The organism is Vibrio sp. 10N.286.52.C3 (assembly GCF_041468865.1).
Taxonomy (GTDB): domain Bacteria; phylum Pseudomonadota; class Gammaproteobacteria; order Enterobacterales; family Vibrionaceae; genus Vibrio; species Vibrio crassostreae_C.
In genome coordinates this window covers 1-25,286 of the sequence record NZ_JBFRJM010000040.1, presented here as the reverse complement: position 1 = coordinate 25,286, position 25,286 = coordinate 1, and the positions used below count along the sequence as shown (strand labels likewise).

17 protein-coding genes and 3 pseudogenes are annotated in these 25,286 nt (G+C 44.5%); 4 read left to right on the top strand and 16 right to left on the bottom strand.

Features of this window, described 5'->3' with window-relative positions; genetic code table 11:
* Positions 1–341: 341 nt before the first annotated feature.
* The 3 genes from polA to hemB all read right to left on the bottom strand — a co-directional run bounded on the left by polA (position 342) and on the right by hemB (position 5,374).
* Positions 342–3,140 carry a DNA polymerase I gene (polA, locus tag AB4138_RS15200; RefSeq protein ID WP_372306628.1) on the bottom strand — a complete coding sequence of 933 codons (2,799 nt, stop codon included), beginning with the start codon at positions 3,138–3,140 and terminating at the stop codon, positions 342–344.
* Between the two features lie 679 nt (positions 3,141–3,819).
* Positions 3,820–4,254, bottom strand: coding sequence for a GNAT family N-acetyltransferase (locus tag AB4138_RS15195; RefSeq protein WP_372306625.1), 435 nt, complete (start codon positions 4,252–4,254; stop codon positions 3,820–3,822).
* A 76-nt stretch (positions 4,255–4,330) separates the two neighbouring features.
* Positions 4,331–5,374 carry a porphobilinogen synthase gene (gene hemB, locus AB4138_RS15190; protein WP_372306624.1) on the bottom strand — a complete coding sequence of 348 codons (1,044 nt, stop codon included), beginning with the start codon at positions 5,372–5,374 and terminating at the stop codon, positions 4,331–4,333.
* Positions 5,375–5,582: 208 nt separating this feature from the next.
* On the opposite strand from hemB, the gene AB4138_RS15185 reads away from it, so the two are divergent.
* Positions 5,583–6,344, top strand: coding sequence for a TatD family hydrolase (locus AB4138_RS15185; protein WP_017063053.1), 762 nt, complete (start codon positions 5,583–5,585; stop codon positions 6,342–6,344).
* 288 nt (positions 6,345–6,632) lie between these two features.
* On the opposite strand, the gene tatC is transcribed toward AB4138_RS15185, so the two are convergent.
* The 7 genes from tatC to rmuC all read right to left on the bottom strand — a co-directional run bounded on the left by tatC (position 6,633) and on the right by rmuC (position 12,969).
* The gene (gene tatC / locus AB4138_RS15180) at positions 6,633–7,388 is read right to left on the bottom strand and encodes a twin-arginine translocase subunit TatC (protein ID WP_017060156.1); all 756 of its coding nucleotides are present in this window, start codon (positions 7,386–7,388) and stop codon (positions 6,633–6,635) included.
* Between the two features lie 149 nt (positions 7,389–7,537).
* Positions 7,538–7,945, bottom strand: coding sequence for a Sec-independent protein translocase protein TatB (gene tatB, locus AB4138_RS15175; protein ID WP_017060155.1), 408 nt, complete (start codon positions 7,943–7,945; stop codon positions 7,538–7,540).
* Between the two features lie 3 nt (positions 7,946–7,948).
* Positions 7,949–8,203 (bottom strand): Sec-independent protein translocase subunit TatA, encoded by a 255-nt coding sequence (gene tatA / locus AB4138_RS15170; RefSeq protein ID WP_017060154.1) that lies wholly within the window; start codon positions 8,201–8,203, stop codon positions 7,949–7,951.
* A gap of 53 nt (positions 8,204–8,256) precedes the next feature.
* Entirely contained in the window at positions 8,257–9,891 is a 1,635-nt protein-coding gene (ubiB, locus tag AB4138_RS15165; RefSeq protein ID WP_017065813.1) for a ubiquinone biosynthesis regulatory protein kinase UbiB, read from the bottom strand.
* The gene (locus AB4138_RS15160; protein ID WP_017063051.1) at positions 9,888–10,493 is read right to left on the bottom strand and encodes an SCP2 domain-containing protein; all 606 of its coding nucleotides are present in this window, start codon (positions 10,491–10,493) and stop codon (positions 9,888–9,890) included. Before AB4138_RS15160 ends, ubiB begins: the two co-directional genes overlap by 4 nt.
* A gap of 98 nt (positions 10,494–10,591) precedes the next feature.
* Positions 10,592–11,371, bottom strand: a complete 780-nt coding sequence (ubiE, locus tag AB4138_RS15155) for a bifunctional demethylmenaquinone methyltransferase/2-methoxy-6-polyprenyl-1,4-benzoquinol methylase UbiE (RefSeq protein ID WP_026012235.1) — start codon at positions 11,369–11,371, stop codon at positions 10,592–10,594.
* 65 nt (positions 11,372–11,436) lie between these two features.
* Positions 11,437–12,969, bottom strand: coding sequence for a DNA recombination protein RmuC (gene rmuC, locus AB4138_RS15150; protein ID WP_372306621.1), 1,533 nt, complete (start codon positions 12,967–12,969; stop codon positions 11,437–11,439).
* A gap of 138 nt (positions 12,970–13,107) precedes the next feature.
* On the opposite strand from rmuC, the gene AB4138_RS15145 reads away from it, so the two are divergent.
* Positions 13,108–14,016: a DMT family transporter gene (locus AB4138_RS15145; RefSeq protein WP_371706226.1), complete on the top strand. Its 909-nt coding sequence runs from the start codon at positions 13,108–13,110 to the stop codon at positions 14,014–14,016.
* Between the two features lie 129 nt (positions 14,017–14,145).
* Here AB4138_RS15145 and AB4138_RS15140 read toward each other — a convergent pair.
* Both AB4138_RS15140 and AB4138_RS15135 read right to left on the bottom strand, forming a co-directional pair.
* A pseudogene (locus tag AB4138_RS15140) lies at positions 14,146–14,325 on the bottom strand (NAD(P)/FAD-dependent oxidoreductase); the annotation flags it as partial.
* Between the two features lie 234 nt (positions 14,326–14,559).
* Positions 14,560–15,276, bottom strand: a pseudogene (locus AB4138_RS15135) (ATP F0F1 synthase synthase); the annotation flags it as partial.
* Between the two features lie 587 nt (positions 15,277–15,863).
* Between AB4138_RS15135 and AB4138_RS15130 the strand changes: the two are divergent.
* Positions 15,864–16,979: pseudogene (locus AB4138_RS15130) on the top strand (ISAs1 family transposase); the annotation flags it as partial.
* 366 nt (positions 16,980–17,345) lie between these two features.
* Here the strand turns inward: AB4138_RS15130 and AB4138_RS15125 are convergent.
* The 4 genes from AB4138_RS15125 to AB4138_RS15110 form a co-directional block, all read right to left on the bottom strand.
* Positions 17,346–18,695: an MFS transporter gene (locus tag AB4138_RS15125; RefSeq protein ID WP_372306618.1), complete on the bottom strand. Its 1,350-nt coding sequence runs from the start codon at positions 18,693–18,695 to the stop codon at positions 17,346–17,348.
* A gap of 110 nt (positions 18,696–18,805) precedes the next feature.
* On the bottom strand, positions 18,806–20,647 hold the full coding sequence (uidA, locus tag AB4138_RS15120; RefSeq protein WP_372148176.1) for a beta-glucuronidase: 1,842 nt from the start codon (positions 20,645–20,647) through the stop codon (positions 18,806–18,808).
* Between the two features lie 281 nt (positions 20,648–20,928).
* On the bottom strand, positions 20,929–22,458 hold the full coding sequence (locus AB4138_RS15115; RefSeq protein WP_372148175.1) for a sulfatase: 1,530 nt from the start codon (positions 22,456–22,458) through the stop codon (positions 20,929–20,931).
* A 10-nt stretch (positions 22,459–22,468) separates the two neighbouring features.
* Positions 22,469–23,647 (bottom strand): anaerobic sulfatase maturase, encoded by a 1,179-nt coding sequence (locus AB4138_RS15110; RefSeq protein ID WP_372148174.1) that lies wholly within the window; start codon positions 23,645–23,647, stop codon positions 22,469–22,471.
* A gap of 200 nt (positions 23,648–23,847) precedes the next feature.
* Between AB4138_RS15110 and AB4138_RS15105 the strand changes: the two genes are divergently transcribed.
* Positions 23,848–25,164: a hypothetical protein gene (locus tag AB4138_RS15105; RefSeq protein ID WP_372306615.1), complete on the top strand. Its 1,317-nt coding sequence runs from the start codon at positions 23,848–23,850 to the stop codon at positions 25,162–25,164.
* Positions 25,165–25,286 lie beyond the last annotated feature (122 nt).

Below are 25,286 nucleotides of genomic sequence, written 5' to 3'. Positions count from 1 at the left end.
ACTAAAAATGAGAGGTTTTACGGGGGAATGATAGGTTGGAAATATTTTTCTTTCGCACAAGAAAAAACGCCCCAGTCAAATACTGACTGGGGCGGCTGAATCAGCCTAATCCAATAACGTGAAACAAAAGGTCTGAAAGATAGAACATCTTACCTCTGTACCCTACAAGATTTAATGTACAACAATTGCTCAGAAATGAAAACAATTTTTGTAGTTTTTTTTCATGAATGTTTTATTAAAACATCTAAGTTCTTTTCACAGCTTATCTTTATTCGAGACAAAAAAAAGCCAGTGTTTGTGCACTGGCTCATACTAATTTGCTTAATAAGGTCAAAAACTGATTAGTGGGCTTGATCCCAGTTATCACCGTGGCCAGCTTCCGCCACAAGCGGCACTTCTAGTTCTGCCGCGGATTCCATCAATTGTTGTACTTTACTTTCAATTTCGGCTAAAGCTGACTCTTCCACTTCAAACACCAATTCATCGTGTACTTGCATCAATAGCTTCACACGACCATCGCCTTCGGCTTGAATCCACTCATCGACTAACAACATCGCTTTCTTAATGATGTCCGCTGCTGTGCCTTGCATTGGCGCATTGATCGCCGCGCGTTCAGCAGCTTTACGACGCATGCCATTACGAGATTGAATCTCAGGAAGGTGCAGTCGACGACCGTAAATGGTTTCAACGAAGCCTTGCTCTGAAGCAGCACTGCGCGTGTCTTCCATATACTGCATTACGCCAGGGTAACGCTCGAAGTAAGTGTCCATGTAGTGCTGTGCTTCGCCACGAGGAATACCCAGTTGCTTAGCCAAGCCAAAGGCACTCATACCGTAGATAAGACCGAAGTTAACGGCTTTAGCACGACGACGTTGTTCAGTGGTCACACTCTCAATATCAACACCAATGATCTCAGCAGCCGTTGCCGCGTGGATATCTTTGCCTTGTTGGAATGCTTCCAGAAGCGCTTTATCACCCGAAAGGTGCGCCATGATACGCAATTCAATTTGAGAGTAATCGACCGCTAGAATCTTCCAACCATGTTGTGCAACGAATGCTTGGCGGATACGACGGCCTTCTTCATTACGAATTGGGATGTTCTGCAGGTTTGGATCTGTTGAAGACAATCGACCCGTTGCTGTCACCGCTTGGTGATAAGACGTATGAACACGACCCGTTTCAGCGTTGATCATCTTCGGTAGTTTATCTGTGTAGGTCGACTTTAGTTTCGCAAGGCCACGATACTCAATGATCAGCTTAGGTAGCGGGTAATCAAGAGCCAACTCTTGCAGCACTTCTTCGTTGGTTGAAGGTGCACCTGATGGCGTTTTCTTGATAACAGGCAGACCCATTTTCTCAAACAGGATCGCTTGCAGCTGTTTTGGCGAGTTCATGTTGAACTCTTGCTCTGCAATCTCGTAGGCTTTCTGTTCTAGCTCATCCAATCGAACCGCAATCTCTTGCGATTGAGCGCCCAGCAACATGTCATCGATGAATACGCCGGTACGTTCAATGCGAGACATTACAGGGATCAGTGGTACTTCGATTTCTTCATAGATGGCTTTTAGCTTTTCATCTTGCTCAATGTTTTCCATCAAACGGTTATGAAGACGTAGTGTCACGTCAGCATCTTCTGCTGCGTATGGAGACGCTTCTCCCAGCTCAATCTGGTTGAAAGTAAGCTGCTTCTTACCTTTACCTGCGATTTGCTCAAATGAGATGCAGCTGTGCTGAAGGAAACGCAGCGCTAGGCTATCCATATCATGCTTGCCGCCAACGCTATTAAAAACATAAGACGCTAGCATGGTGTCGTGCTTGATGCCTTTCATCTCGATACCGTAGCGCGCTAAAACGCTCATATCGTACTTCAGGTTTTGACCGACTTTAGCCTGTGCGTCATCTTCAAGAATCGGCTTAAGCTGTTCAAGTACCCAATCACGGTCGAGTTGTTGAGGTGCATCTAGGTAATCATGGGCAACCGGTACGTAAGCGGCAACGCCTTCTTCGGTTGCGAATGATAGACCAACAAGGTTAGCCACCATGTAGTCCAAGCTGTCTGTTTCAGTATCAAAGGCAAACACCTCTGACGCTTTCAGTTTCTCTAGCCACGCATTAAAAGAGGCTTCATCTAAGATGGTTTCGTAGTTGCTGCGATCAATCGTCACTGCAGAGGTGTTCATTTCTACGGTAGAAGTGGTTGATGCCGTGCTGCTACGCACAGCACCCGACTTTTCATCCGCCTCAACCACACCGCTGCCGCCTTCCAGTAGCTCGTTCAACCAAGATTTGAAGACCAGTTGACCGTATAGCTTAATCAGCTCATCCGTATTTGGTTGTGCTTTTACAAGCGACTCAGGTGTCTCTTCTAACTCGACGTCCAGTTTGATCGTTGCAAGCTCGTAAGACATCTCAGCGTTGTCTTTATTATCAATCAGCTTCTTAGCCATGGTTTTTGAACCACGGAAGCCAAGAGCGGCAATATCATCCAGGTTTTGATACAGCTTTTCGATGCTACCAATGCCTTGTAGTAGAGCAGTTGCTGTTTTGTCACCAACACCTGGAACGCCAGGAATGTTATCCACTTTATCGCCCATCAGTGCAAGGTAGTCGATAATCAGCTCAGGTGGGATGCCAAACTTCTCTATCACGCCTTCGCGATCCATAACCACGTTGGTCATGGTGTTGATCAAAGTAACGTTGTCATCAACCAGCTGCGCCATATCTTTATCGCCAGTACTGATCAAAACCGGCATGCCCGCTTTAGATGCTTGAGAAGCTAGCGTACCGATCACGTCATCCGCTTCAACTCCGGGAATAGAGATAAGTGGCAAACCCATTGCACGAATCACATTGTGCAAAGGCTCAATCTGGCAACGAAGATCATCAGGCATAGGTGGACGATTTGCCTTGTACTCTGGGTACATGTCATCACGGAACGTCTTTCCTTTCGCATCAAAAATTACCGCAATACGATCAGAAGCAAATTGACGCATCATGCTGCGCAGCATGTTAACTACACCGTAAACAGCGTTAGTTGGGATATCACCATTGCTCATTGTGCCAGGGTAAGCATGGAACGCGCGATATAGGTAAGAAGAGCCATCGATCAGAATCAATGGATTATCAGGAATACGAGCCATAATGTTTGTGTATCCAGTAAGTACAGAAATTATCTGTTAAGAATGCCACGTCTGTTGGTTGGATTCCACGTTGTCGATCTGTATCCGTTCACTCGGTTGTGTTCGTTATAATCGATTTGTTGTTATTTTTTGTTCTTAGACGCAAGCGTTCTGTGGATAACTCTGTTTATATTATTTATCCACCCTGTTGAGAACTAAGGTGAACAACTCAAAAAACACCAATAAACAACTGAAAATAAAGAATAATTTTACAGATCGAACAGATGATCAACGATCTTTTCTCGATCTTGCGTTGTGGAAAAGAATGCTGATGGCGTTTTATTCATAAAAATACGTGCCACTAAATATGCATCTTGTTGAAATGGTAGGTATAAAAAAAGCGACACCCGAAGATGTCGCCTAGCAAAAACCGGTAAAGCCATTCAAATTGAATACCACAGCTTTACCTAAAAGCTATAAATTACACTGGAAGCAATGTGAGCAATGTCGTGTCAAAAAGAACTTAGTACAAGTTCGCGAGAATTCTGTTGGGTAACCAAGTAGATACTTGAGTACTTAACATCCTTGTGAACATTTCCTTATTCCCTAAGACGAAGTTAATAATAATGATTCTCATTTAATAGTCAACACTTAAATGAGAATAGATATCATTTGATTTATAAACCGTTAACAGCAGTGCTTAAATTTGCTTCAAAAAATGGATTCTATGGTCATTAATGTCTTCTTTTTCTTCAAATTTTTCGATTAGGTAACCGTTTCTCAATAACAGACGCAACATTGCAGGGAACTGGTTACGAGACTTAACCTTTAACTGTCTGTAGCCCTGCTCTTTCGCCCACTGTTCCTGAGCGTCTAATTGCGCCTGTGCAACGCCTTTGTTCCTCGCGAGCGGTGACACGCCACCAAACCAGCTGTAAAAAGTATCTTGATCCAATTCATAGCCGATCTTAAAGCCAAGCAACACGCCAGCTTCTTCAGCCACTAAGATAAGGCTCTTTTTCCCTGCCAGCCGCTCTGACAGAGAAGCGACACTCTCTTTTTTAGCGAACTCAGAGATCTGCTCGACCACAGACACCACTTCTTCTAAAGAACCTTCACGTACGACAACTGACATCTTATTCATCCTTATAAACGAAAGGGCTGGCACAATGGCCAACCCTTTACTGATCACTTAAGTGAGATCTACACGGTTACTTTTCTTTTAAATGCTCAGCAGCTTGTGCGTTATCTTCAGCAAGCCACTCTGCGACATCTTTAGCGAAGTAAGTAAGAATGCCATCAGCGCCAGCACGCTTAAAGCACAACAGTGATTCCATGACGGTTTCGCGCTCTTTCAGCCAGCCGTTTTGAATCGCCGCTTTGTGCATCGCGTATTCACCAGATACTTGGTAAGCAAACGTAGGCGCTTGCAGTTCGTGCTTAACACGACGAACAATATCAAGGTAAGGCATGCCTGGTTTCACCATCACCATGTCCGCACCTTCATTAAGATCCATCGCGACTTCATGAATCGCTTCATCGCTGTTGGCTGGATCCATCTGGTAGTTCTTCTTGTTACCACCTTTCAGGTTCGAAGCACTGCCAACTGCATCACGGAATGGGCCGTAGTAGCACGATGCATATTTTGCAGAGTACGCCATAATCTGAGTATGAATATGGCCCGCTTCTTCTAACGCTTCACGGATCTTACCAATGCGACCATCCATCATATCCGATGGGGCAACTACGTCAGCACCCGCTTCAGCGTGTGATAATGCTTGCTTGATCAAGACTTCAGTCGTCTCGTCATTCATCACGTAACCATCTTCATCGATGATGCCGTCTTGGCCGTGAGTGGTGAACGGGTCTAGTGCTACGTCAGTAATAACGCCAATGTTTGGCACATGCTCTTTTAGTAAACGTACAGCGCGCTGCACCAAACCTTCTGAGTTATGAGCTTCAGCTGCGCATAAACTTTTAGCATCTTGGTTCACGACTGGAAATAGAGCAATCGCAGGAACACCCAGCTTTGACAGGTAATCTGCTTCCTCAAGCATGTAGTCGATCGACAAGCGTTCAACACCTGGCATTGACTCGACAGGCTCGCGGCGGTCTTTACCCATCAGGATAAACATTGGGTAGATTAGATCATCCACAGACAATTGATTTTCTGCCATTAGGCGACGGCTAAAGTCGTGCTTACGCATACGGCGCATACGGCAACCTGGGAATTGACCTTGAATTGAAACAGACACTAGATTCTCCTTGCCTAGTCTAAGCACCGAAATACTTAGATATGAAAAGTGCTAAATACAGGCAAAAGCATATCACTGATGGCTCAGGACGCTAGCAGTAAAATATGAAACCCACTCAAAAATAGGGATAAATGGCAAAAAATGACCTTCTCCTCACACTGCCGTATACTCATGACAACTCAGTAAAGACCGCTTTCAGGACAAAACAATGATCGACACCCATGCTCATATTTACGCTAGTGAATTCGATGAAGACCGCGAACAAGTTGTGCAGCGCGCACTGGCTCAAGGGATTGATACCATTCTATTGCCGAACATCGATTTAGAATCTATCGAACCAATGTTAGCAACGGAAGCGCAGTTTCCTGATGTGTGCCGTTCAATGATGGGCTTACACCCTTGTTATGTGGATGCGAATATCGAGCAAACCCTCAAAACCATTCGAGCTTGGTTTGATAAGCATGACTTTATCGCCGTGGGTGAGATTGGTATCGACTTGTACTGGGATAAAACCTTCAAGGCTGAACAAGAGATGGCGTTTGTGACTCAACTGCAGTGGGCAAAAGAGCTTGATCTACCTGTGGTGATCCACACTCGTGATTCCATTGAAGAGACACTTGCCCTACTTCGTAAAGAACAAGATGGCAGCTTACGCGGGGTATTCCACTGCTTTGGTAGCAGCTTAGAGGAAGCTCAAGCGATCAACGAGCTAGGCTTTCATTTAGGTTTAGGCGGCGTTTCGACCTTTAAGAACTCTGGGATGGACAAGGTGATCCCACATCTCGATATGGATTACGTCATTCTAGAGACAGATTGCCCATACTTGGCACCAACACCGAATCGCGGTAAACGCAATGAACCAGCCTACACAGAATTAGTAGCAAAACGCATCGCCGAATTACGCGGAATTACCCTTGAAGAAGTCGAAAACATAACCACCAAAAATGCTAAGGCATTGTTTAATTTATGACAAATCTATTAATAAGTAATTATTACGGATTTTTCCTGAATTTATTTGAGAAAGCTAAGTGACATGTATAGTATCAACCACCTGCATATGGAGGTAGTTGATTATGTGTGACCATTCACAACACTTACAACGTCAACATCGAACCCTATGGCATAAAATTTTGGGCATCAAAGAGCTCTATATATGTCAGAACTGTGGCTATCAGTTAAAGATTCGATAAACAAACATAATAAAAAAGCGGCCCTAGGCCGCTTTTTTATTATGTGATTTTTACTGAAGCATTCCGAATCAAGATTCAGCTTCTTCCTCTTCATCCGCATCTGGCTTACGCGTATAAAAGCGTGCGAAAAACAGACCAATCTCAAACAGAATACACATTGGAATCGCCAACAGTGTTTGCGAGATCATATCTGGTGGTGTCAGCATCATACCGATGATGAAAGCACCCACCACAATGTAAGGACGCTTTTCAGACAGAGATTGAGGCGTTGTTGCCCCCGTCCAACACAACAAGATAATCGCAACAGGCACTTCAAAGGCAATACCAAAAGCAAAGAACAGCGCGAGTACAAAATCAAGATAGCTTGAGATGTCGGTTGCGAACTCTACTCCCCCTAATGATATGGCCGTAAAAAAGCCAAATACCAACGGGAATACAATAAAGTAAGCGAACGCCACACCACAGTAAAACAGCAATGAACTTGAAGCCAATAGCGGCATGATCAAGCGTTTTTCATGCTTGTATAAACCCGGAGCAACAAAAGCCCACACCTGATACAAAATAAACGGAACCGCGAGGAATATAGACGCGATCAAGGTTAATTTCAGCGGTGTGAAAAATGGCGATGCAACATCGGTTGCGATCATCGTCGCCCCTTCCGGTAGACGATCTACCAAAGGTGCTGATACGAATTCATAAATATCATTAGCAAAATAAATTAGCCCGACAAATATCACTAGCACCGCGACAATCGCACGTAGTAGGCGATTACGTAGTTCTAGAAGGTGGCTAATTAAAGGCTGTGTCTGCTCAGTCGAAGACATGTCAAACCTCTTAAAACAGGAAGATCGAAAAGGAGCCGCGCGTGTATCTATCCAGTTGAATTGGTATCCACTTGAATAGTTATTTACTTGAATAGATATCTATTTAAACATCTAGCGAATCAAGTATCCGGCGACTCCTCCTTGCGAGACTATTCGGCTTTCTTATCTGACGGTGCTGATGCTTCGCTGTTGACCTGAATGGTTTCAGATTCCACAGTTTCCATGACACTAGGTTTAGTCTCACTTGGCTTATCAGACTCAGGCTTAGCATACGGACGTTGAACCTCAGCAGCGGCCTGCTTGAGTTCATCGACTGACGCTTTAAGGTCTGGAGATAAATCTTCCATACCCATTTTTTCCGCCTTGCGTAGGTTTTCTTGCAGCTCTTGCACCTTAAGCTCATGAGAAAGTTCATCTTTCACACTGTTTGCCATGCTTTTCGCTTGTCCAACAAACTTGGAAATACTGCGAATCGCCACGGGCAAACGCTCAGGCCCTAAAACCACTAACCCAACGACAGATATTAATACCAGTTCCCAAAAACCGATATCAAACACGATTTACGCCTGCTCTTTGTCTTTCTTTGTTTCAGCAGTTGTTTCAGCGTGAGCTTCTGTCTTCTGCTGTTCAATATTCTTTGGTTCGAAGTCTGCATCTTTCTTATCTGCAGGCTTGTCTTCATCGCTCATCGCTTTTTTGAAGCCTTTAACCGCTGAACCTAAGTCACCACCCATACCGCGCAGTTTCTTTGTTCCGAATAGCAAAATTACAATTACAGCAATGATTAGAAGTTGCCAAATACTGATACCACCCATTGTCATTGTCCTCGGGTCTGTCTACACATAAAAATATTAAGAGAGTCTACTGTCTAACGACGGTAAGCTCGCCAACTAAGCAACCAAAATGTGACACCTGCGATGCCACAGCCCATAGATAGCTGCTCATAAGGGCTTGAAACTAATATTGCGGAGCATACGACTAAAGTGGCTCCAACGCCAAACAAAAACTTTCCAGTTGCTTGCTGACGCTTACTATCTCGGTAACCTTGATAAAGCTGATCCATTCTGTGGTTCATCGCTTTACCTTGGCGCAAGCTGTCATAAAGTAGCTCTGGCAGCTCTGGCAGTTTTTCTGCCCAGAATGGCGCACGCTCTTTTACTGCGTTGATCACAGCTTGCGGCCCCACCTGATTCATCATCCAGGTTTCAAGGAAAGGCTTCGCCGTTGCCCACAAATCAAGTTGCGGATACAGCTGACGGCCTAGGCCTTCGACATACAACAAGGTCTTTTGCAGAAGCACCAACTGAGGTTGAACCTCCATGTTGAAACGTCTTGCTGTATTAAATAAGTTTAGCAACACATGGCCAAATGAGATCTCGCCAAGTGGTTTTGCAAAGATTGGCTCACACACCATACGGATCGCGAACTCAAAATCATTGACGTTAGTGTCGTGTGGCACCCACCCCGAATCAACGTGTAGCTCAGCAACTTTACGGTAATCTCGATTGAAGAAAGCCAACAAGTTCTCTGCTAAATAGCGCTTATCTTCGCTATTGAGCGTACCAACAATGCCACAATCCAAACCAATCCACTGAGGGTTATCTGGATTCTCTGGGTTAACAAATACGTTGCCCGGGTGCATGTCTGCATGGAAAAAGCTATCTCGGAATACTTGGGTGAAGAATACCGTCACACCGCGTTCCGCGAGCAATTTCATGTTGGTGCCGTTGGCTTCTAGCGTCTCAATATCGGAGACTTGAATACCATAGATTCGCTCTGACACCATCAGGGTTTCGCTGCTTAGATCAGGGATAACCTCTGGAACATACAGCTCTTCACTGCCTTCAAAATTACGTCGCAGTTGAATGGCATTGGCCGCCTCACGGCGCAGGTCGAGTTCATCAAGTAACGTTTTCTCGTACTCGTGAACCACTTCAACCGGTTTCAAACGACGTGCTTCAGGAAGCGACTTAGCGACTATACGCGCCATTCGGTGCATCAGTTTTAGATCTGCGTCAATCACCGGGCGAATATCAGGTCGAATGACCTTCAGAACAATCTCGCGACCGCTCTCTTTAAGCTTTGCGGTATGCACCTGAGCAATAGAAGCAGAAGCCAGTGGCTCGATATCAAAGTCGGTAAACCAGTTGTCTAAACTGCCACCCAACGCCTTTTCCATATCTTGCTTCGCCAATTGACCATCAAACGGCGCAACTTGGTCTTGCAACAACGCCAACTGATCGGCGATATGAGGAGGGAACAGATCACGACGTGTCGACATCATCTGTCCAAACTTGATCCACACTGGACCAAGTTCTTGCAGCGCAAGGCGCAAGCGATGACCCAACTCTTTATCTTGATGCTTGTTCTTGAGCCAAAACAGTGACTTTCGCGCCAACAAAGGGGCTTTAGTCAGTTGGTGTTCCGGCATCAACTCATCAAGGCCGTATTCCAACTGTACCTTGATAATATGATAAAGACGTTTCAGTTCTGCTGGGGTCATGCTTTCTCCAACAGAGCGTTCAACTTAGCTTCAAGACGAGCAGCAGAGCTTTTTACGTCATCAACTTGGTCGCAAAAATGCGCGACTTCTAACGGTGCAGGTGCGATCTTCCACTCTTCAGTCAGAACTTGAGCAACATGATTTTGATGCTTAGTTGCCTGTTTTGCTACAAAGCCACCGACGTTTTTAACGCCTTGCACCAAGGTATGCGCAACCACATCACCCGTTACGCGCGATAACCACTCTTCCAAATCAGGCTTGCAGTCTGTCATCAGTTGAGCGAATTTCTGAGCCAGTTGAATATCACCTTCTAAGATCAGCTTATCTTGCTTGATCAGCTTGGTGATGTTCGATTGCTCACGCAGTTCAGGTAACACCGATAGGTTCAAAGATAGGTAGCAGTCAGGCTGCCCTTCGTATTCCGACAACACATCGATTTGTTGGCTGAAAACGAAAGTGAGCGTTTTATTCAACTCTTTCAAATTAACTTGAATGATCTGCCCCTTTAAACGAGACAAACGACGAACCAAGGCTGGATCATCGTTCACGAAAGTATTTAAAGAGGTTTCAATAACCGCGGTTACCAATGGATCAAATGGCATGACTGTCCTTACCTTTGAAAACGGATAAGCCTTAACCTATCCGTTCTGTCTTTATTCTTATTGTTTAGCACGCCCTAAGAGCCTGCTACCAAGTTCGACTAGAACTTGTAACCGCGGTGCAGCGCAACAATGCCGCCCGTTAGGTTGAAGTATTTAGTATTCTCGAAACCCGCTTCTTGCATCATGCCTTCCAAAGTCTCTTGATTTGGGTGCATACGAATAGATTCTGCAAGGTAACGGTAGCTGTCTGCATCGTTAGCAATCAACTCACCCATTTTTGGCAACAGGTGGAAAGAGTATGCGTCGTAAACCTTTGATAGTGGCTCAAGCACTGGCTTAGAAAACTCAAGAACCAACAGACGGCCACCCGGCTTAAGTACGCGGTACATAGAACGCAGCGCTTGGTCTTTATCGGTTACGTTACGCAGACAGAAGCTGATGGTAATGCAATCGAAGTAGTTATCTGGGAATGGCAACTCTTCAGCGTTCGCTTGTACGTAGTGTACGTTGCCAACAATGCCGCTATCACGCAGCTTATCACGGCCAACATTCAGCATTGAGTTGTTGATATCAGCAAGAACCACGTGGCCTTTTTCACCAACGATACGCGAGAATTTCGCAGTAAGGTCGCCAGTACCACCACCAAGATCTAGGATACGCTGACCAGGGCGAACGCCACTGCAATCAATCGTGAATCGCTTCCACAAGCGGTGAACACCACCCGACATTAAGTCATTCATGATGTCGTATTTAGCGGCTACAGAGTGAAATACCTCTGCTACTTTCGCGACTTTTTCGTCTTTTGCGACTGTTTCGAAACCAAAGTGTGTGGTTTCTGACTCTACTGCTGAATTTGTCTGCACGCTTGTGTCCATAATGCTGTTATCTACCATGGTAAGTTCTCATCGACAGCGCTCTTTGTGTTTAGAGGCGCTGCGGCCGATTAGTTTACTTTATCCTCAGCAGGTTGTCTTTCTACTAAGGAGGCATTTTCTGAAAAAGCCTCATTTTGCGCCATTTCAGCCAAACCAATCGAGATCGGTTTCTTCACTTCAACACCCAATTGCTTGAAGCTTTCGGCCTGACGAATCACGTTGCCACGGCCTGTTACTAGCTTATTCATCGCACCTTGATAGCTTTGGTTGGCTCTATCTAACGAGCTACCAAGGCCTTCCATATCATCCACAAACAAGCGCAGTTTGTCGTAAAGCTTACTTGCACGCTCTGCGATGACTTGAGCGTTCTGGTTCTGTCTTTCATTACGCCACAGGTTATCAATGGTACGCAGTGCCACCAGCAAGGTCGTTGGGCTGACCAAGATGATATTTTGCTCCATCGCGTCTTTCACCAAGCTAGGGTCGGCTTGAATAGCGACTTGGAATGCTGGCTCAACCGGGATAAACATCAACACGTAATCCAAGCTTTGGATGCCTTTGAGCTGATGATAATCTTTCTGGCTCAAACCTTTGATGTGCGCTCTTAACGACACCAAGTGATCACGCAATGCAGCATCACGCTGCTGGTCGGTTTCGGCATTGAAGTAGCGCTCAAACGCAACCAACGCCATTTTCGAATCCACCACCACTTGCTTATCTTGTGGCAGATGCACAATCACATCCGGTTGATAACGCTTGCCCGCATCGTTTTGTAGGTTCACTTGCGTTTGGTATTCGTGCCCTTCGCGCAGTCCTGATTCAGCAAGCACCCGTGCCAGTACCACCTCGCCCCAGTTACCCTGCTGTTTATTATCGCCCTTTAGCGCTTGGGTCAGATTAACCGCTTCACGTGTCATGCTCTCATTAAGACGTTGCAGGTTTTTAAGCTCATGTACTAAGGTGTGACGCTCTTTGGCTTCTTGGCTAAAGCTGTCGTTCACTTGTTTCTTGAAGCCTTCTAGTTGCTCTTTCAGCGGCGACAACAAACCCTCTAAGCTTTGCTTGTTTTGTTGATCGACCTTAGCGGTTTTGCTCTCAAACAGTTGATTCGCTAACAGTTCAAACTGCTGCTTAAGTCGAGATTCTGCTTGTTCTAGCAGTTGCAGCTTTTCACTGTTGGCGAGGTTTTCTTGATCATGTCTTGCCTCTTGCTCGCGAAGCTCAGCCTCCAACTCAGACTTATGCTCCTTAAGAACATTGATATCATCGGCGTACTGTTGGCGCTCTTGCTTCACGGCTTCAAAGTAGCGAAGCTTTTCCATCGCGGCCATCACCTTGCCATGCGCTTGCTTGAGCTCGAATGCCGCTTTGTCTCGGTCGTCATCCAGTTCATTGAGCTCTTGTTGCGCCTCTGCGAGCGAGGATTTGAGCTGGGATTGTTGAGACTCATGCAGCAAACGGTCGGACTCTAGCTGCTGTTCAAGAAGTCGCTGTTGAAAAGAGAACTTCTGTTTGATCCACCAACCCACCACACCGCCGCTGACGAGCGCGCCAGAAATAGCAGCAATAAGCGGTGCTTGATGTTCGATAATCCATTGCATGATAATGATTTAGCCTAATTGGAAGTAACTCATTAAATGGTATTTTGATACTGGATAAATGTCCAGTTTGCCGTATTAAATTTCGACAGATAGACTAGGCGCTCCGTATTCTGTCCCATCAAATTAGAATGAGTTGCTATGAACGAACGTCGTGCCTTGGGCTTTGGCCTTTCCGCGGTATTACTGTGGTCAACAGTTGCTACTGCTTTTAAGCTGACCCTTGCTGAGTTTTCACCGATTCAAATGCTGACCATTGCCAGCATAGTGTCATCGATGGCACTGATCGCCATCTGCGCCTTTCAAGGCAAGCTTTCTCAGCTGAGTACTACGTTCCTTTCAAACCCTTGGTATTACCTACTGCTCGGCTTGGTCAATCCACTGGCCTACTACCTGATTCTATTCAAAGCATACGACCTATTGCCAGCATCTCAAGCGCAGGCCATCAACTACAGTTGGGCAATTACGCTAACCTTGATGGCGGCGGTTTTTCTGGGGCAAAAGATTCGTAAGCAAGATTGGATTGCTTGTACCTTCAGTTATGCGGGTGTGGTGGTCATTGCCACCAAAGGCGATGTGCTAGGAATGCAGTTCGATAGTCCACTTGGTGTGGCTCTGGCGCTACTTTCAACCTTGCTTTGGGCGGGATACTGGATTCTAAACACCAAAAACAAGGCTGACCCTGTGATTGGCGTATTGCTTGGTTTCTTAGTGGCATTGCCCTTCGCGATCGGTTTAACCATTTACGAAGGCGAGAGCTTTAGCCAAATCACAGCAAAAGGTTGGATGGCTGTGACTTACGTAGGCCTGTTTGAGATGGGCATTACCTTTGTCTTATGGCTATCAGCACTGAAGCTGACCAACAACACAGCGCGTATCAGCAATCTGATTTTTGCCTCGCCATTTATCTCGTTGATGCTACTTTCCACTATTATCGGCGAAGAGATTCACCCAGCGACCCTGTTTGGCTTGGTACTGATCATTGCCGGCCTTGTTATCCAGCAGATCAAATGGGGAAAGAAGAAAAACAACCTCAGCCCTGAAAGTTAATGCCCAGAAAGATTAGGATTATCGCACTACGCGACTTCCCGAATTATCAACGATAACAAGCTTTGAATACAAAAATGGCGAGTCGTATGACTCGCCATTTTTATGTCATTTAAAATCTAATGGGTAAGCTTAAACCCACTGACCTGCTGCAAAGCCAGAACTCCAACACCATTGGAAATTATAGCCGCCTAACCAACCGGTTACGTCCATCACTTCACCAATGAAATAGAGGCCAGACACGCTCTTACATTCCATGGTTTTTGAAGATAGGTGATTGGTGTCCACGCCACCTAGAGTTACTTCGGCAGTATTCCTAACACAGTACAAAAGTTGTCAAAATACAATTTATCAATTCTGCATTTTATCCTTCAAATTTAACTTGCAGCGCTGTAAGTTCTCAATAAAGCGCACTGATGTAAAAACCAAATTAGCAATTCAACAATGGTTATACCCACGTTTTTGAACCACATTCGGGAGATGTCATGAGCTTTGCTAAGAACCCGATAACATCAAATAACAACGCATAACTATTCAACTAGTGTATTACATTGGTTGGACTGAATTAGCCAAGCGTTTTTCACGCCCTAACGGTGTAGTGTAAAAACGCTGTTCAATACCGTAGAGCAAATATTTCAGCTCATCGTCTGAGTTGATTTCAAACTTACTGTTTTCTTTATCGAACGTTAGCTTTTGCCCACAGTAACTATGAATATACGAGTACATTTGATCTCGTTCTTCCACTGGTAATGCCGCCAGTGTATCCATTGCCAATGCGATACGTTTACGATTAGGCTTCGATACTTTAGACGTATCATAGCCATCAGAAAGTTCGATAAAGTCCTCTTCTAAAAATTTTTCAACCTCTTCTTTTGTGGCTTCTTTGTAGAGCTCATCAATACCTTTAAAAATACTAGATATTGTCGCTAGGCTCTTAAATATTAACTTATCCTGCGCTTTGTAGTAGACAGCATCAGCCACTTGATTAACTACCAAACGCTTTTCAGTACTTTCAAGCTCCGCAGCTTCGCCGAATGCAATCATCTTTTTGGTGACAAAAAGGGAAGGCGTTATTTTTTGAACAATAAAAATTATCGCCTTGAACCGCATAAAGCTGAGCAATGTCTTTGAACTTAGCTTTTGGAAGATCGTCATAATCTTTTGAATCAAAATCGGCTATAAGAATATCAAGACAGTATGGCTGCTGACTAAAGTTATCGATTTAAACCACGAATCCTCGTCTAGGTTGTGATCAGGGGCATATGTCGACGGACATTAAAGATCGAAACTTTTCTCCCGTGTAGGGGTTAACACTACGTAGCGCTAGATAGAAAAAGTGAAAATAGAGTTTGAAACTATATTAACGTAGCCACCTTCTGAACAACAGAATTGTGACAATAAAGTTTGAAACTTTTAGAGCGAGTAATAAGACGCCTTCTCTCTAGATACTTAATTATGAGTCAACCACAGCCACAAAATCTGATCACTCGAATTACGATACGACAGAATCCCTTGGTGATCATACAACTGTCCAAATCCATCTAATGAAGGATTTGGATAGTTGTAAGTCATTGATTTTGCATAATTAGCATTTAAAGGATTACTTCAGATATTGCAAAACTTCTAATTGAGTGGCTAAATTCACTATGCCACCACATTGAAAGATCTAACTCATTTATTGAACTCAATTGTCTTCGAACCAATAGCATTAATAAAAACACCCAAAATAATCAAACTTCCCCCTACGAGAGTCCATAAAGAGCACGGCAAGATCATTATAAATTGAACTATTGAGGAAAGTAGCGATCAGATCAGGGCATGTATTAACTATGAGCGCTACTTTTTAGAATCACTTCAATGCCATCACTGACCCTCGTATCGAACGACGCAAAAAACACCAACTTCTTGACATTCTTCTTCTGGCTATTAGTGCCGTGCTTTCTGGGGCTGAAGGCTGGGAAGATATTGAAGACTTTGGGCATCTAAAGCTTGATTGGTTAAAAAAGTATGGCGACTTCAGCGCTGGCATACCTCGACATGACACGATCGCTCGAGTCATCTGTCGCTTAAAACCCGATGAAATAGAAAATGCATTCCAATCTTGGATATCATCACTGGTTAAAGTCACTGGAGCAGATATCATCGCTATAAATGGCAAGACTGCACGACGCTCTTTTACCACGAAAGATAGGAAAACGGCTCTTCATACCGTTAGCGCTTGGAGTTGCCAGCACCAATTAGTGCTTGGACAAACTGCTGTTGATAGTAAAACGAATGAAATTACGGCCATACCGGAATTACTGGCAATGCTAGATATTGAAAATAGCATTGTCACGCTTGATGCTATGGGCTGTCAGAAAGAAATTGCAAAACAAATCATTAAGCAAAAAGCAGATTAAATCCTTGCCCTCAAAGGCAATCACTCCGGAATGCAAGGAGAGTTAGAGGCGTGGTGGCACAAGTGTGAACGAGAAGGGTTAAGCGATAAAAATAGTGATAGGCATATTGAAGTAGGCTCTGGACATGGCCGAATCGAGAGGAGAGATTGCCAACAATTATTGATTGATAATAGCTGGTTAGATAAGAAGTTTCGGTGGTCTGGCTTAAATAGTATTATCAAAGTAACCGCACATGTTTATGATAAGTCGGCAGGAACAGAGACAGCAGAAACTCGCTGGTATATAAGCTCATTAAACCTAAATGCAGAGCAAGCACTCAATGCGGTGCGCAGCCATTGGCAAGTTGAAAGCATGCATTGGATGCTAGATATGACCTTTAGAGAGGACGAATCGCGGATCCGAAAGCAACAAGGTCCACTTGTATTTAATGTGATGCGTAAAATCGCCATGGCACTGTTCAAACAAGACACGACTAAGTCAGCTAGTATGGCAAGGAAAAAGAAAATGGCAGGGCTAGATGATGATTATCGCTCAGCCCTTCTGGAGTCAGGGATTAAAATGCGCTAGCCGTGCGGCCTGAATTACCTATCACTCCAATAGGCTTTACATTTGGATCATGCGCAAACAATGTTCTAAGTAGGGTACTGTGTATTGACTCATCGTGAGGCACTTGCTTTCGCAGTAGCTTCGCTTTCATACACTTCCCAACCCACAACCTTACGGCTAAAAATGTCTTCTATCATATAAAGATAAAAGAATTGGCCTATCACGTTGGCCAACAACGCCCTTGCGATTCGGACTATCTTCCCCTCAATCAGGGTGATTTAGGCTTCTTTCAACCTAAGGGGTTTGCCAGTTTCGCTGGAAAACCAAAAAAAGGAGAACTCTAGGTTCTCCTTTTCAACGTCTTCACCCCTAGTATATTTTTAAAGGCTACTCCGTCACTTGCACATTCGATCCTGGTTCTGCACAAGGTGAACCCAGAGTCCACATCAAACGGTAGATGAAGAAACTTACCCCCATTGCAACGGCTGGAAGTAAAAATAAGAACATCTTGATCCCAAGCATCGTGCCGTCTGCTTGCACTTCTAAAGACGCCTCATAGCCAACGAGACTTAAGCCAACACCTGCGATAAAACCCGCAAGCGCTTGCCCTAGTTTCCTCATAAATGAATAGCTTGAGTAGATAATACCCTCTTGACGCTGGCCGGAGAGCTCATAGTTATGATCTATACAGTCGGCCACGTTTGCCCAGATAAGTATATTCGGCAACATCAAGCATGGCGTGCCCAACACGTAAAAGAAAAGCGTTCCATATACACCCGTTGGAAGGAAGAATGCTAAAGTAGCTATAATTGAAGTACCACCAAAGCCTATTAGCATTAACTTCTTAGTCCCAAAGCGGCCGCACAATTTACCTGCGCTTGGAGCAATCATAATCGTCGCCGCCACCTGCATAATGGCCGAGAAGCTAATAATCCAAAGAGCATTATCTAAATTAACCGATAGGTAGTAATACAGCATGCTTCCCTGACAGAACATCGCTGTCAACATCAACGTCGAAACAAGACTTACACAAATAAAAGGTTTATTTTTAGCCAGCGTTTTTATTGTGTCTTTAAAGCTTACTTTCGCCGTTTCAGGACTTGGTTCATGCTTTATGTGCTCAGCTGTTGTTCGATAAGAAATAAGGTAACCAATAAAAGCAACTACGCCTAAACCAGAGATACTATATAAATACGCCTTAGCCAGATCATCAGAGTAAACAGATAGCATCATCGGTACGATGATGTTGCAACTTACCATCCCAATCGTGCCCCCCATCGCGCGAGCACCCGACAATGACGCTCGCTCTTCGGGATCTTTGGTCATAACTGTTGCAAGGGAACCATAAGGTATATTGATAAACGTATAAGCCATGCCATACACAATGTAAGTGACATACGCCCATACCAATTTTTGTGTATCACTCAAACCCTCTGGCACCCAAAAAACTAGAATAGCCGCCACAATTACAGGCCAGCTCCCCTTAAGAAGAAAAGGCCTGAACTTCTCCCCCTTTGATGTACTAAACAGCCTGTCACAGAGCGTCCCCATAATGGGATCATTTATAGCATCCCACAAACGGGCCACTAGGAACAATGTTCCCGCGGCAGCGGCCGATATACCCAATACATCGGTGTAATAGGCGAGTAGAAACATGGAGGCCATGCCAAAAGAGAGTGAGTTCGCTACATCACCCATGGCATAACCCAATCTATTGCTCATCGTAAGTGTTTTCATATTTAACCTAATAGTCTCACGCTAGAAAAGGACATTCACGATCTCTATTCGCCGTGATTAGTCATGTCGGAATAAAAAAATGGCCGGCGTTAGTGCCAGCCATCTATTAATTACTTGTGATTAAAGTCTGGAATACCAGCCCATCGAGTCTTTAGGCTGTGAGCCGACATCTTAGGTTGACGATCTCTTGTAAAGGCACCTTTTTTATTACCATCCACACGGATAATGCCTTCCCACGTTTGGAAATCGGCAAAGTTCCACATCTGCTCACCAACCAACGCATCGCAGCTATCAAATGCTTGATGCTGTTGCTCCAAGTATTCAACTTGATACTCTTCTGACCACTGAACCGACGGCAGTTTGTGCACACCCGCCATAGTATCAGCACCGTACTCAGTAATAACGATCGGCTTACCTTCAGTTGCCCAACCGGCCAACTCTTTCGCAAACGCTTTACCTGCGTCTCGCATTTCTAAACCACCCATTACATACCAGCCATAGTAGCGGTTCAGGCAGACAACATCGGCATACTGATGCACCCTACACTTTCCGTACGGGGACATCATGAAGTTAATGAATGTCATCGGGCGATTTTGTGGATCATTTTGTCGCGCAAACTCAAAAATATCCTTGAAGTATGCGTCTGATGCTTCTTGAGAGGTATCTGGCTCATTAGATAAAGACCACATAACTACACACGCGTAATTCTTATCACGAGCCATCAACTCCTCGATAGCATGCTTGTGCGCCTCTTTACCTGCACCCGCCACTTCTGGCTCTTCAAAAAATGGGACCGCTTCATTTCCACCAGCACCCTGACCCGCAGCGGCAATGCCAAACGCCCCTGATGAACGCATCATATCGAACTGACCCACTGCCGCCGTCTCATTGATCACAACCAAACCACGACGGTCAGCTAACTGCATAAACTCTTCTGCATACGGGTAGTGAGAGGTTCGAATTGAATTGGCATTAATCCAATCCAGCAGTTCCATATCTCGCAAGTTCAGTGCTGCATCATATCCGCGACCATGAATCGCCGAATCCTCATGCTTACCAAAACCTTTAAAGTAGAAAGGTTCGCCATTAATAAGAAACTTGGTACCTTCTACCTTCACCGTTCGAACACCCACTTCTAGCGGATACTGGTCAATCAGAACGCCTTCATTTTTGATGGTTACTTGTAAAGTGTATAGATACCCCTTACCTGGCTTCCAAAGCGTGACGTTTTCAATGCTTACGCGACCCATCGCACCCTCTGAAGTACCTACCAGAGCGCCTTCTTCATCAGTCACAGTAACTAGCACTGTCGAGCCATTACTCAATGAGGCATTAATCTCATAATCGATGTAGCCAGTTGTGCCTTCAAAATCAGTAATCGTTGTAATGTCGGTGACACGCTCTTTCGGTAGTGAAAGTAGTTTTACCGAACGATGAAGCCCCGAGTAGTTGAAGAAATCAAAGTAAGGTTTAACCTCTCTTACACCATCTTCATAAGTGGCCACGCCACCGGCAGGAATTGTAGAAAGTGACAATTCGTTATTGACGACAACAACCAACGTATTTGCTTCACCGAACTTAACAACATCGTTAATGTTTCCAGTAAATGGCATATAACCGCCTTGGTGGCGAGTTATCTCTACGCCATTGACGTATGCGATTGCAGAATGAGTTGCTGAGCCGAAACGCACCTGAATGTCTGAGCCATCCCAGTTTTCCGGCACAAAGAACGAAGTCTGGTACCATACATCGCCACAATGGTCGCGAACTGCTTTTTCAGTAAAAATATCATTGTAGCTAGCCGGTACCGCCATCTCGATAGTATCCACCAAACCAAGATGCCAGCCTTGGGCTCTCCCTTCATTATGAGTATCCACTTTAAATTTCCAGATACCATCCAGATTAATTGCACGGCGTGTAGAGGTGTCTTTAGGATATAGAAATGCAGTCATAAGTTTATAATTCTCGTTTTGGTATATCATCAATCAGAAAACCTTAATCATCTACATACCAATCAAGCATATTCAATGATTTTGGAACACCAATATATGAATAAACGCTCAATTTATCTGTGAACTACGTCATAGCAAACTCAACCGAAACAGGAAATAACGACCCCTACAGGTCATTTCTGTGATCTATATCGCTTAGACCTCAAAACGAAAAATTGGAACACCAAAAATAAAAGGTCTCCAATGGAGACCTTTTATTACCCAACACTAACGAACATCAATCACTCATTGGCGTCTTTTTTCATTGCATCATGGAAACCCTGATCGAAGATTGGCGCCGCGCGGTCAAGGTTCTTATCATATGCCTTAGCACGCTTTGTAAGCTCTTCAACTATCTCAGGGTTATCTGCGGCAATATCGAAGCGTTCACCCGGATCTGCCATCAAATTATAGAGCTCAGGCTTGTCATAGTTCACCTTCTTAAATCCATGATTCAACACGTCAAATAGGTTAAAGTGAATCTTATAGTCTCCGTAACGATAAGCGAACATTTCACCCGCCCAGTAGTAAGGCATGTCCACACGTTCTGTTGGCTCGCCCTCTAACAAAGTTGGCGACAGATCATAACCGTCGAAGACCATATCCTTTGGAAGCTCTTGATTGGTTAAAGCTGCTAGGGTTGGCAAGATATCGAGCGTCGAACCCATACCCGTCACACGCGCCGGTTCGATTTTGCCTGGCCAGTTGAATATTGCAGGAACTCGAACACCGCCCTCATAAGTACTCTGTTTACCGTTCTGAAGGAAACCTCCCGTCCCTTGCAGCACCTCATAAACCATCCAAGGGCCATTGTCTGAAGTAAGCACAATCAATGTGTCGTCTCGAAGGCCGTTTTCCTCAAGTGTGTCAAGTATCTTACCGACACTCGCATCCATCTCAGCCATAACATCACCTAGAGGCCCCATTGGCGACTTACCCTTAAAGTCTGGATGATGAAAGTGTGGTAAGTGCGGCTTATCATAAGCTAGGTATAAGAAAAACGGATTGTCTTTGTTTTCCTCAATAAACTTCTGACCTTCAAGCGTCAAGTTATGGGTTAGATAGTCTTGGTCAGTTGGCTGCGCTACTAGTTCATCAACGTATTCTCCGTTGACCTTCTCACTTCTAATCGTCGGAATGTTCCAGTTATGCGGTTGTGGATCCAGGTATGACTCAAACACCTTCTCTTGACGTTCTTTAATCGCAGCCATATCGCCACGACTCATAGCTTCTACCGTTTCTTTCATAGACAGAGTAAAGGTCTTGTAGTTATCGTTCGACTGAGGCATACCGTACCAATAGTCGAAACCATGGCGAGTTGGGTAGGCAGCTTCTACGCCCCCTAAATGCCACTTACCAACTGCTGCTGTTGCGTAACCTTGTTGCTTCATTAACTTAGCTAATGTCAACTCATTATCCGGTATCTGAGTCGTCGGATCTTCTTCGATAACGACCGCTGATTTCTCACCATATAGACCAGTTCTAACTTGGTGGCGACCGGTTAATAGACTACCGCGGCTTGGCGAAGATACTGGGGATGTCACATAGAAACTGGTCCAACGTTGTCCGTCTAGCGCCAACTTATCTATATTGGGAGTTTCGATAGTTGGATGGCCAAACGCCCCAATCTCGTAACCCATATCATCTGCATAGAAAAAAATCACATTAGGCTTTTCACTCTTTTTGCTCGCCGACTTCTCTTGAGCGACAGCCGGATTTACAGCAAGGGCTAAACCCACAGCCAAACTTGTCAGGGACACTTTCATATTCATGTTTTTTTACCTATAGATTAATATTCATAATTTCAGAAGGTGGAAGTCCGTTTTGTAGTTGTTCAACCATATATTCCATATATGGTTTTGTATATTTGAAAAATGCTTTGTGATCTGAGCAGAAAAAGCTCATTTTCTCACCAGAATCAAGAGGTATATATCTATATCGAGGGCAATCGCCATAACACAGAGATAGGTAGTCGCAAGACCGACAATCTTGGGATAAATCTCCCTTTAAGTCAGAGAACTCGCTGTGTGCATCAGAGGACAACATTTTGATGTAATCACCCTCAAGCACGTTCCCTATTCGGTAATCATCTTCTACATAGTGATCGCAACTAAAAATGTCACCATTCTTCTCCATGACCATGGCATTCCCACAACTCTCACGGTGAAAGCAAATTTCTGCAGGCAATCCATAGTGACTAGCCAATAAACTATCGAACTGCTTAACGTATACTTTGCCAACATCCTGCTTGATCCACGCGCCGAACACATCTATCAAGAACTCACTTAACTGGCCCGTTTTTAGCGACCAATCATAGTAAGCAATGTCATTAGAATCGGTAAAAATGACCTTACTATTGTTCCCATCAAAACGGTCAACCGCTGGGATGAATTGCATATGCTCAACACCGAGGGATTTCAAATAGTCATAAACCAAAACACCTTTATCCGCACTATGCTGGGTCACTACCGTTAAGGTATTGAATTCAACTCGATGCTTTTTGAGTAACGCTAAACCTGATAGAGCTTTGTTGAGCGTTCCTTTTTGCGTTCTATTCTTGCGGTAGAAGTCGTGGATTGATTCGGGGCCGTCAATTGATATACCAATTAAGAAATTATGGTTGCTAAAGAATTCACACCACTTGTCATTGAGTAACACCCCATTGGTCTGTAGAGAGTTATAAATGAGCTTTCCTTCACCGTTGTGCTTATTCTGTAAAGCGATGATCTTCTCGAAATAAGCCAAACCCGCCAGTAATGGCTCTCCACCATGCCAGACAAACTCGACCTCTCTCCCTTGAGAGTCAATGTATGAGCGAATGTACGCTTCAAGCACTTCATCACTTAAGGTGATTTGGCGAGAGTCAGTGTCTTTCTTATTCAGGTAATAGCAGTACGTGCAGTCAATATTGCAAGTTGAACCAGTCACCTTACCCATCAAACTAAACGGTATTTTCTTCATTTTGGATAGTCACTTCTAATTTGGTATACCTAAGATAATCTTTTTCCCCGAATTATCCCCACTAAACATGGCTAAACAGTGAAGTTAATCACTATTAAATGACAAAAAATAAACGCATATCACTATTTTGGTGTGCCAACATAGACATTGGCATGGCAATGCTTAGATTGAAGGCGACATAAATACCAAAGGAGTTCATAATGAACGGTAAAACTGTTCGTATCAATTTGATTACAACGTTAATGCTCGGTGCAATAACCGCCCCCGCATTCGCAAGCGATTTTTTCGATGATTTGAAAGCTAACGGGCAATTACGTGCAGGCGGTGGCAGCTATCAAATGCCTAGTGTTTTCTTTGACCCAAAAGCACCTGAAGTATACGACGACCTCTTCCACGAACAAGCGGCTTCCGCTCGCGTCAACTTACAATCTGGCTTATGGAAAGATATCTTTCAGCTAAACATTGGTATTGCCGGCGCGGTTCCAGTTGGTTACAGCAACTTTGGTGACAAGTATGTAAAAATCAAAAATGGCAAAGCACAAAGTTATGGTGGTTACACAGCCTACGGTACCTTTTTTCTACCTAACGACATGTCTCTCCAAGTGGGTAACCGCACCATATCTAAGAGGGAGAGTGTGCTTCTCTTCGATTACGATAATCGCCTGACCCCCGGACGCAGTACTGGCGCAACGTTCAATTGGAATCCTGATAACTTTCGTTTCAATGCAACGCACGTTGTATCTGGCGCTGAACGAATGGATGATGAGTCAATCGATTATGGCTATGTCGAAAATGGCAAGGTCACAAAGAAAAGTGGCGTAACCGCTCTAAGTGCTTTCTACGATGGCGATAATCTTCAAGTGATTTCCGGCTACGGCGTACAAGCGGACATTAAACAACGCGGTTACATTGAGTTCCTTGGTAATATCGATATTGGTCCAGGCAAATTAATGCTCGGCACTAACTACGATATAGTGAACCCTCTAGGGGTACTCAAAGCTGACATTGAAAGTTCTGGCTACGAAGCTGAGAACATCTCTATTGCCGGCATCAAGGCCCACTACGGAGTCAACGGGTACAAATTTGGTGTGAGCTACGCAGCTAACTCAGATGAAGATTGGCAGCAAGACTCTAAATTTGCTGGCATGTCTGGCGAAAAGGCCTATGCCTTCGCGGGGGGGGCTGAGCGTGGATTCGACAAAACAGATCACCGTTCGTACGCTGGAAATCGCGTTGGTCCTGGTGCGACGGCTACTGGTCAACAAACCATAAAAGTTGATGCTCAGAAGAACATGATCATCGATGATCAAATGCTTTCAATGAACCTCGTGTATGTCAACATGAATTACCCTAGAGCCTTCGATGATCACGTCATTAATGCTTATGTTGACTACAAAATCACAGAGAATCTAATGCTTAACCTTAACCTGGAATATGGTTCGGGTAGCTGGGGTAATGAGAATGTCGATGAATTAAGCTGGTTTGGAGCTGGTTTTATGGCGATGTATAGCTTCTAAACGCCAAAGTAACAAATAATGCAAGGGCGAATAGTTCGTAATGCTTGTAAGTTAAGCATTTAGCATCTTCTTGGAGGCCTTGTCGCATAGCGACAAGGCCTCTTTTTGTGCGCCGAGCATGG

Bases quoted from the DNA above. Each gene is read 5' to 3' on its own strand.
- AB4138_RS15185 (WP_017063053.1), top strand. From the start codon at position 5,583: ATGATCGACACCCATGCTCATATTTACGCTAGTGAATTCGATGAAGAC.
- uidA (WP_372148176.1), bottom strand. From the start codon at position 20,647: ATGACTGCATTTCTATATCCTAAAGACACCTCTACACGCCGTGCAATT.
- rmuC (WP_372306621.1), bottom strand. From the start codon at position 12,969: ATGCAATGGATTATCGAACATCAAGCACCGCTTATTGCTGCTATTTCT.
- AB4138_RS15105 (WP_372306615.1), top strand. From the start codon at position 23,848: ATGAACGGTAAAACTGTTCGTATCAATTTGATTACAACGTTAATGCTC.
- ubiB (WP_017065813.1), bottom strand. From the start codon at position 9,891: ATGACCCCAGCAGAACTGAAACGTCTTTATCATATTATCAAGGTACAG.
- tatC (WP_017060156.1), bottom strand. From the start codon at position 7,388: ATGTCTTCGACTGAGCAGACACAGCCTTTAATTAGCCACCTTCTAGAA.
- AB4138_RS15125 (WP_372306618.1), bottom strand. From the start codon at position 18,695: ATGAAAACACTTACGATGAGCAATAGATTGGGTTATGCCATGGGTGAT.
- polA (WP_372306628.1), bottom strand. From the start codon at position 3,140: ATGGCTCGTATTCCTGATAATCCATTGATTCTGATCGATGGCTCTTCT.
- AB4138_RS15160 (WP_017063051.1), bottom strand. From the start codon at position 10,493: ATGCCATTTGATCCATTGGTAACCGCGGTTATTGAAACCTCTTTAAAT.
- AB4138_RS15195 (WP_372306625.1), bottom strand. From the start codon at position 4,254: ATGTCAGTTGTCGTACGTGAAGGTTCTTTAGAAGAAGTGGTGTCTGTG.
- AB4138_RS15110 (WP_372148174.1), bottom strand. From the start codon at position 23,647: ATGAAGAAAATACCGTTTAGTTTGATGGGTAAGGTGACTGGTTCAACT.
- AB4138_RS15145 (WP_371706226.1), top strand. From the start codon at position 13,108: ATGAACGAACGTCGTGCCTTGGGCTTTGGCCTTTCCGCGGTATTACTG.
- AB4138_RS15115 (WP_372148175.1), bottom strand. From the start codon at position 22,458: ATGAATATGAAAGTGTCCCTGACAAGTTTGGCTGTGGGTTTAGCCCTT.
- tatA (WP_017060154.1), bottom strand. From the start codon at position 8,203: ATGGGTGGTATCAGTATTTGGCAACTTCTAATCATTGCTGTAATTGTA.